Below are 8,344 nucleotides of genomic sequence, written 5' to 3'. Positions count from 1 at the left end.
CAGCAGACGACACCCCAACACCCGACGCGCCCACACCACCGACCGAAGCAGCACCAGACCCAGCAGCAGACGACACCGGAACGCCTGACGGGCCGACACCGCTGGTCGAGGTGGGGCCAGGCGCAGAACCGGCGCCCGGGGCGAAGGACGGGGCGGCAGGGGCGCCCGACGGGCCGAGGTCGGCGGCTGGGGCGCTGTCCGAGGCTGGTGCGGGGGTCGGGACCGGGTGGACGCCGGTGGCGGCCCGGCGTTTGCCGCCGCTGCCTTCGGGGATGCTCAGGGAGTCGATGATGGTGCGGCCGATGCGGAGGGTGTCGGCGGTGTCGTGGAAGGTGGGCTCCGGGGAGTGGGCGAGGGCGGGGATGGGTTGGGTGCGTTCGCCGGGGCGGCGGTGGGGTTCGGGTGGGGTCAGGGCGTGGCGGGCCGAGCTGAGGAGGGCGGCGACGTCCACCGACGGCGCATCGGGGTTGGACTGGCCGACGCCGGTGCTGATGCCGCGGGCGTTGGCCTGGGTCAGCCAGTCGGCGCGCAGGGCGGTGTCGCGGATCGTTCTGGCGAACTCTTCGGCCTGGTCCTTGGTGGTGCTGGGGAGGATGACGGCCAGCTCGGCGCCGTCCGAGTGGGCCAGCTCGGCGTTGGCGGGGACCAGGTCACGCAGGCGGTCGGCCAGACCGGTGAGGTTCACACCGGGATGTGTGCCGTTCTCGGCCAGGCGGACCAGGGCCAGAGCCACCGGGCGTTCGCCGTTGCGGACCGCGTGGAGGCGGCGGTAGAGACCCTCGCGGTCCAGCAGGTCAGCCGCTGGCTCCGGAGACGAATGATCTCCCTCGGACTGCGATGGCGAGGCCGCGAGGGACGATGCCGGCTGTTCCGCGGCTTGTCGGGTCAGGGATGCCCGACTCGGGTGCCTGTCCTCCGCGGTCGCGTGTTCGGGGGGCATCCCGTTCAGCGGCGCGTGCGCCAGAAACTGGCTCGACGACTGCTCCCCAGGCAACGCCACCTGCGCCGCGGCGTGACTCGCCGACGACGGACCTCCGGACAACGCCACCTGCGCCGCAGCGTGACTCGCCGACTGGTCTTCGGACAACGCCACCTGCGGCGAAACATGGCTTGACGAAGCCGGGCCCCCAGACAACGCCACCTCCCCCGCAGCATGACTCGCCGACGACGGACCTCCGGACAACGCCACCTGCGCCGCAGCGTGACTCGCCGACTGGTCTTCGGACAACGCCACCTGCGGCGAAACATGGCTTGACGAAGCCGGGCCCCCAGACAACGCCACCTCCCCCGCAGCATGACTCGCCGACGACGGACCTCCGGACAACGCCACCTGCGCCGCAGCATGGCTCGCCGACTGGTCTTCGGACAACGCGACCGGGGTTGGGGCCGTGTGGGCTGCCGGGGGCCGCTCTGCCGCGGGATCGGCGGGGGGTGCGGCGTGGTGGGACATCGGCTCGGGAGCGGTGGTGGTTCGGGGGTGGGTGGAGGTGAGGAGGGTGGTGAGCAGGGTACTCGCCGCCGTGGCGTTCCAGTCCCTGGCCGCGCCGACGACCACCAGCAGGCGGCGGGCGGCTCGCGCGGTCGCTCGGAGTCTGCGGTGGTCGGCCGCGCGGGCGGTGCGGGCGGCGTCGAGGGCCTCGGTGGTCAGGCCGGCTTGTTCGTCGAGATGGGAGATGGTGGTGAGGGCGTCAGCGAGGATGCCGTCGAGGGTGTGGCGGGTGCCCAGTTGGGCCGCCTGGTCCAAGAGGGCCCGGCCGCGCTCGACCCGACCCGCCGGCAGGTGGATGCGGGTGGCGACGGCCAGCATGAGTTGGCCGAGGGCGGCGGCGGACGTCGCCCGCGCCGGTTCGTCCAGCAGAGGGGCGGCGACCGACTCGGCCTCGGACAGGTCGCCGTCGTCCAGAAGGGCGCAGGTCAGTTCCAGGACCAGTTGGGCGCGCAGGCGAGTCGTTTCCGGGCGGCTGCCGCGCAGGCGGTTGAGCTGGCCCAACGCCTCGCGGGCCGCGTCGATCGCGTCCTCGGTGTCGCCGTACCAGCGGTGGTAGGCGGCGGCACGGACCGACAACCGGACACGTTCGATCCGGCGCAGGTCCGAGGAAAGGCCGTCGTCGGCCCCCAGGAGACGGTCGGCCTCGGTGAGCGCGTCCTCCACGTCGTCGCGGCGGGCCACGTGCGCCAGGCAGCCGACCAGGCGGCCCAGCGCGACCGCGCGGACCGACGGCCGGGCCAGTGGGGACTCCAGGACCGGACGCAGGATCGCGCAGCCCAGCAGCGGCTCGCCGACCTCCCTGGCACACGCCGCGAGATCGAGACGAACCGACAGGGCGAGGTCGTCGTCGCCGGCGCTCTCCGCGAGGGAGAGCGCCGACAGCGACGGCTCGATCGCGTCCGCGTAGTGGCTGACCCGGACCAGGCCGGCCGACAGCACCGCCCGCGCCCGCATGGCCAACGACGTCGCCAACGACCTGACCTGATCGGGAAGATCGCCGGCCGAGGCCAGGTCGGCGGCGCCGACCACCACAGCCCGGCGAACCAGTTGGACGGCCAGTTCCGGGGCACTGGACCGCAACGCCTCGGCCGACCGGACGAGTGCCGCGCACTCGCCGAGACCGCCGGCCGCCGGCACCTCGTCCAAGGCCGCCACCACCGGAACCCCCAACCTAGTCCCGAGTCAGCTTGCGGTAGGTGACCCGATGCGGACGTGCGGCTTCCTCACCAAGGCGTTCGATCTTGTTCTTCTCGTACCCCTCGAAGTTGCCCTCGAACCAGAACCACTTGGCGGGATTCTCCTCAGTGCCTTCCCACGCGAGGATATGCGTCGCGACCCGATCAAGGAACCACCGATCGTGGGAGATGACCACCGCGCAGCCCGGGAACTGCTCCAACGCGTTCTCCAGCGACCCCAGCGTTTCCACGTCCAGGTCGTTGGTCGGCTCGTCCAGCAGGATCAGGTTGCCGCCCTGCTTGAGGGTCAACGCCAGGTTGAGCCGGTTGCGCTCGCCACCGGAGAGCACCCCCGACGGCTTCTGCTGGTCGGCACCCTTGAACCCGAAGGCACTGACGTAGGCGCGGGACGGCATCTCGACCTGGCCGACATGGATGTAGTCCAGTCCGTCCGACACCACCTCCCACACGTTCTTCTTCGGGTCGATCCCGCCGCGTTCCTGGTCGACGTAGGACAGCTTCACCGTGTCGCCGACCCGCACCGAACCGGCGTCCGGCTCCTCGAGACCGACGATGGTCTTGAACAGCGTCGTCTTGCCGACGCCGTTCGGGCCGATCACGCCGATGATGCCGTTGCGCGGCAGGCTGAACGACAGGTCGTTGATGAGCACCCGGTCGCCGAAGCCCTTGCGCAGCTTCTCGACGTCGACGACCACGTTGCCCAGCCGGGGCCCCGGCGGGATCTGGATCTCCTCGAAGTCGAGCTTGCGGGTGCGCTCGGCCTCCGCCGCCATCTCCTCGTAGCGGTCAAGACGCGCCCTGGACTTGGTCTGCCGTGCTTTGGCGTTGGACCGCACCCAGGCCAGCTCGTCCTTCAGCCGCTTCTGCAGCTTCTGGTCCTTCTTGCCCTGGACCGCCAACCGCTCGGCCTTCTTCTCCAGGTAGACGGAGTAGTTGCCCTCGTAGGCATGGGCCCGGCCACGGTCGAGCTCCATGATCCACTGCGAGAGGTTGTCCAGGAAGTACCGGTCGTGGGTGACCGCCAGAACGGCACCCGGGTACTGGGCCAGGTGCTGTTCGAGCCACAGCACGCTCTCCGCGTCCAGGTGGTTGGTCGGCTCGTCCAGCAGCAACAGGTCGGGCTTGGACAGCAGGAGCTTGCACAGCGCCACCCGGCGGCGTTCACCACCGGAGAGCACCGTGACGTCCGCGTCCGGTGGCGGGCACCGCAGCGCGTCCATCGCCTGCTCCAGCTGGGAGCCGAGGTCCCACGCGTCGGCGTGGTCGAGGTCCTCCTGGAGTTTGCCCATCTCCTCCATGAGCGCGTCGGAGTAGTCGGTCGCCATCAGCTCGGCGATCTCGTTGAAGCGGTCAAGCTTCTGCTTGATCTCGCCGACGCCCTCCTCGACGTTGCCGAGGACGGTCTTGTCCTCGTTGAGGGGCGGCTCCTGCTGCAGGATGCCGACCGTGTACCCGGGGGACAGGAACGCCTCGCCGTTGTTGGGCTGGTCCAATCCGGCCATGATCTTGAGCACGCTGGACTTACCGGCACCGTTGGGACCCACCACCCCGATCTTCGCTCCGGGGTAGAACGCGATGGTGACGTCATCAAGGATGACCTTGTCCCCGTGCGCCTTGCGCACCTTTTTCATGGTGTAGATGAACTCGGCCATGGCCGCGATCGTAGAGCGGTCCGGACTCGGACATGACCTCGGTGTGGCGCTGCGGCGTGAAGGATCTTCCCGGGACCCGGCTCAGGCGGCCCGCCGGCCGATCACCTCCTCCCCCGGTTGGCCGGTACTCGCCTCGGTCAGCGGGCGGGGCGGCCGTTCGACCGCGACCGTGCACCAGTTCAGGTCGGGGCCGATGGCACGGGCATCCAGCTCGTAACTGTCGCGCTGGTCGCCGCCGCTGGTCTGGTACTGGCGGACGTAGAGCCGGCCGGTCACCATCACGTTGTCGCCCTTGACCACCGAGTTGGCCACGCCCTCGGCCAGCCGCCGCCACGAGTTCACCGTGACGAACAGCCGGTCGCCGTCACCCCACTCCTGGGTCTCCCGGTTGAACCTGCGTTCCGACGCCATCAGCCGGAAGCTGGTCTTCTGGTCGCCGTTGGGGAACCGGTGGCGCGCCGGCTCGGTGATGACCCGGCCGACCATCGACACGATCGTCTCGTACATCGGGCTGCTCCTCGCTGTCCGTGGCGGCGCGGGGTGCGCCGCTCACACGAACAACAGTGCCCGTGTTCGGCGGGAAACGGGGCGGACAACCGCCCACCTGTGGACAACTCGTGCGGCTGTGGACAACTCAGGGCGCGGCGAGCGGTGATGGCCGGGATCTGTGGTAGTGGGCCGCTCACCCCGGGGCGTCGGCCTGCTGCTTGTCCGGTTCGTCGTCACGCTGCCCGCCGGAGAGCTTGCGCAGCATCGCGTTGTACGCGGTCCGCTCGGCGTCACCGTCGTCGTCGGCGCGCCGGTCGGCCCGCCGTGCCTCCCGGTCGTCGGCCTTGGCCCACTGCACCAGCAGCGCGACCAGCACGATCAGCAGCGGCACTTCGCCGGCCGCCCACGCTATGCCCCCACCGAGCCGCTGGTCGGCCAGCAGATCGGCGGCCCATGGCAGGCCGAGCGCCCGGTAGAACGGCTCGCCGACGACCGTCTGCGAACTCATCATGATCACGCCGAAGAACGCGTGGAAGGGCAGCGAGGCGAACACCATGCCCAGCCGCGCGACGTGCGGCAACCTCCTCGGCGACGGATCGACGCCGATCACCGGCCAGTAGAACAGGTAGCCCACGATCAGGAAGTGGGCATTCATAAGAAGGTGTGCCCAGTGCTCCTCCACTGCGACCTCGAACAGCCCGGAGAAGTACAGAACGTAGAACGAACCGACGAACAACACGAGCGCGACCACCGGTTGGGTGAGCGCCTTCGACACGGGTGAGCGAACGGCCGCGAGCAGCCACTCCCGAGGCCCCGGAGCCCCGTCCCGACCCGCCACCGGCAGCGCCCGCAGCGCCAACGTCACCGGCCCACCCAGTACCAGCAGCACCGGCGCCAGCATGGACAGCATCATGTGCGTCTCCATGTGGACGCTGAACATCGCCGGGGCGTAGCGGCCGAACCCGGAGGAGGTCGCCACCAGCAGCACCAGACAGCCCAGCACCCAGGCCACCGTCCGGCCGACGGGCCAGGCGTCGCCCCGGGCGCGCAGCCGCCGCACACCGAGCAGGTAGAGCACCGCCATGGTGATCGCGAGGGTGCCGAAGATGATGTCGAAACGCCAGTCGGTGAGCAGCGCCCCCAGCGTCGGCGGGCCGTCGAGCGGGTAGCCGAGAATGGCCTCGATCCGCTCGGGCAGCACGCCCTCACCCGGCGGTGGGGTCCGGGCGAGCGCGGCGGCGATACCGATCGTCAGGCACATGACCAGCACCTCGACGGCCGCCAGACGCACCAGCAGGTTGCTCGACCCGCCGGCCTCGATGGCCGCGACCGTCCGCTGCCGGTGGGCGAACCCGAAGAGGCCGAGCACACCCAACGCGGCGATCTTGGCGACCACCAGCAGGCCGTAGTCGGTGGTGAACAGGTCCTCGACGGGCAGCCGGACCCAGGCGTTGAGCACGCCGGAGACGGCCATCACGATCCAGCAGACCAGCGCCGTCGCGGAGAACCGGGTGGCGGCAAGGCGCAGCCCCGAGCCGGTGGTCACCCGGCGGCCGAACACCAGCAGGGCGACCAGCCCGCCGACCCACAGCGAGGCCGCGACCAGGTGGAGCAGCAGGCTGTTGGTGGCCAGGTCGTGCTGGCCACCGCTGGAGGAGTGCCCGGTCACCGCGATCGGGGTGAGGCCGAACAGGGCCAGGCCGAACAGGGCGGCGGTCAGCCCCCAGGACAGCACGAACCGGGTGCCGATGGCGATGACCAGCGCGACCAGCGCGGTGATCAGCCAGGCCTTGGCCTGCTCGATGATGCCGACCAGGCTGAGCAGGGTGTCGGCGTTGAGCACCTCGGAGACCGGCTTCTCCACCGCGTCGGCCCCGGTGTACACCAGCGCGGCCAGTGACGCGGCGCACCACAGGACGGCGGCCAGGCCGGCGGTGCGCAGCGCGGCGTAACCGTTGACGTCGAGGGTGCCCGAGCGCTGCGGGGACACCATGAACGTGGCGAACAGCAGCGAGCCGATGGTCAGCACCATGCCGATCTCGGCGATCACCCTGGCGGTGGTCAGGCCGTAGAGGGTGCTGCGGGCGTCGTCACCGAGGGTCAGGGAGAGCAGGAACACCGCGGCGAGGACGGCGAGCAGGATGCCGATGGCGATCAGCGGCAGCACGCCGGCGGTCGCACCGGTACGGGGGGCTGCTTTCGCCTTCTCCGGCGAACTGTCGACGGACACCCTTTCGAGCGTAGTCACCGCTGTGCGCACACGGACCGTCGCGCACCCCTCTTTCCGCGGTTCAGCGGGTGTTCAGTGCGGGTTCCGGTGCCGTCGCCCTGGTGTCCTCGCGGCGGCGGGCGGCGGCCGCGCCGAGGGCGACCGGGACGATCAGTGCCGCGATCACGCCGGCGAACCCGATCGCGACCTCGAGGTTGGTCAGGTGCGCCACACCGCCGATCATCGGCGGGCCGATGAGGAAGCCGCTGTAGGCGATGGTGGTGACGAAGCCGATCTCGTGCTCGCCGCCGGTGCCGTCGCCGCGCCGGCCGACCGCGCCGGCCAGGTTGAGCGCGATCGGGAAGGCGAAGGCCAGGCCGCCGCCGGCGAGCGCGAACCCCAGGTAGGCGACGGCGGCGCCGGGGACGGTCGCGGTGAGCAGCAGCCCGAACGCGGCGGACAGGGAGCCGACGATCAGCAGCCGTTCGGCGCTCCACCGGCGTTCCGCCTGCTCACCGAGCAGCCGGACGACGCCCATGGCCACGCAGAACACCGAGAAGGTGATGGCGGCGGAGGCCTCGTCCATGCCGCGCTCCCGGACGGCGAACAGCGCCGACCAGTCGCCGCTGGCGCCCTCGACGATCGCCGAGCACAGGGCGATGCCGCCGAGCAGCCAGAGCACGGGGCGGCGCAGCATCCGGCGGTCGGCCGGCCGCTGCCCGTCGGCGGCGGCCACCCGCTCCTCGCGCGGCACGAACCTGATCACCGCCAGGTTCACCACGAGGACCAGGGCGGACACCGCGAGGAAGTGCGCGACCAGGCCGATGTCGTGCCCGGCGGCGAACGCGGCGCCCATCGAGCCGGCGAGGGCGCCGAAGCTGAAGCCGGCGTGGAAGACCGGCATGAGCGGGCGTTCGGTGCGGCGCACGACGGTGACCGCGCCGATGTTCATGGCGACGTCGAGCATGCCGACCGAGGCGCCGACCAGCACCAGCGCGCCGCCCAGTTGCAGCGGGGAGGTGACCAGGGCGAGCAGTGGGAGGACGGCGACCGTGGCCAGGGCGGCGGCGAACATGACCAGCCGGGCGCCGGAGCGGGCGCACCAGCGGCCGGTCAGCGAGGCGGCGGCGATCATGCCGATGCTGCCGCCGAGCAGGGCGAGCCCGAGCTGGCCCTCGTTGGCGCCGATCTGCCCGGCCAGCGCCGGCATCCTGGGCGCCCACGAGCCGACGACGATCCCGTTGAGCGCGAAGATCACGAACACCGACCACCGTTCCGCGCGCACTCGGCCTCCCTCCCGTTTCACTCG

4 protein-coding genes and 1 pseudogene are annotated in these 8,344 nt (G+C 71.1%); all 5 read right to left on the bottom strand.

Features of this window, described 5'->3' with window-relative positions:
* Window positions 1–2,644 (bottom strand): annotated as a pseudogene (locus tag BLA60_RS12485) (hypothetical protein); the annotation flags it as partial.
* 16 nt (window positions 2,645–2,660) lie between these two features.
* A complete protein-coding gene (gene ettA, locus BLA60_RS12480) occupies window positions 2,661–4,337 on the bottom strand; it encodes an energy-dependent translational throttle protein EttA (RefSeq protein ID WP_075132961.1) in 1,677 nt (558 codons plus the stop codon).
* Window positions 4,338–4,418: 81 nt separating this feature from the next.
* The gene (locus tag BLA60_RS12475; RefSeq protein WP_075132960.1) at window positions 4,419–4,844 is read right to left on the bottom strand and encodes a single-stranded DNA-binding protein; all 426 of its coding nucleotides are present in this window, start codon (window positions 4,842–4,844) and stop codon (window positions 4,419–4,421) included.
* A gap of 175 nt (window positions 4,845–5,019) precedes the next feature.
* Window positions 5,020–7,056 (bottom strand): bifunctional copper resistance protein CopD/cytochrome c oxidase assembly protein, encoded by a 2,037-nt coding sequence (locus BLA60_RS12470; protein ID WP_425427052.1) that lies wholly within the window; start codon window positions 7,054–7,056, stop codon window positions 5,020–5,022.
* Between the two features lie 61 nt (window positions 7,057–7,117).
* Window positions 7,118–8,320 (bottom strand): MFS transporter, encoded by a 1,203-nt coding sequence (locus tag BLA60_RS12465; RefSeq protein ID WP_075132958.1) that lies wholly within the window; start codon window positions 8,318–8,320, stop codon window positions 7,118–7,120.
* Between the last annotated feature and the right edge of the window lie 24 nt (window positions 8,321–8,344).

Origin of the sequence: Actinophytocola xinjiangensis, from assembly GCF_001921215.1 — a bacterium.
GTDB classification, from domain to species: domain Bacteria; phylum Actinomycetota; class Actinomycetes; order Mycobacteriales; family Pseudonocardiaceae; genus Actinophytocola; species Actinophytocola xinjiangensis.
Note: the sequence above shows the minus strand (reverse complement) of the source record. Positions and strands in the feature narration are given on the sequence as shown.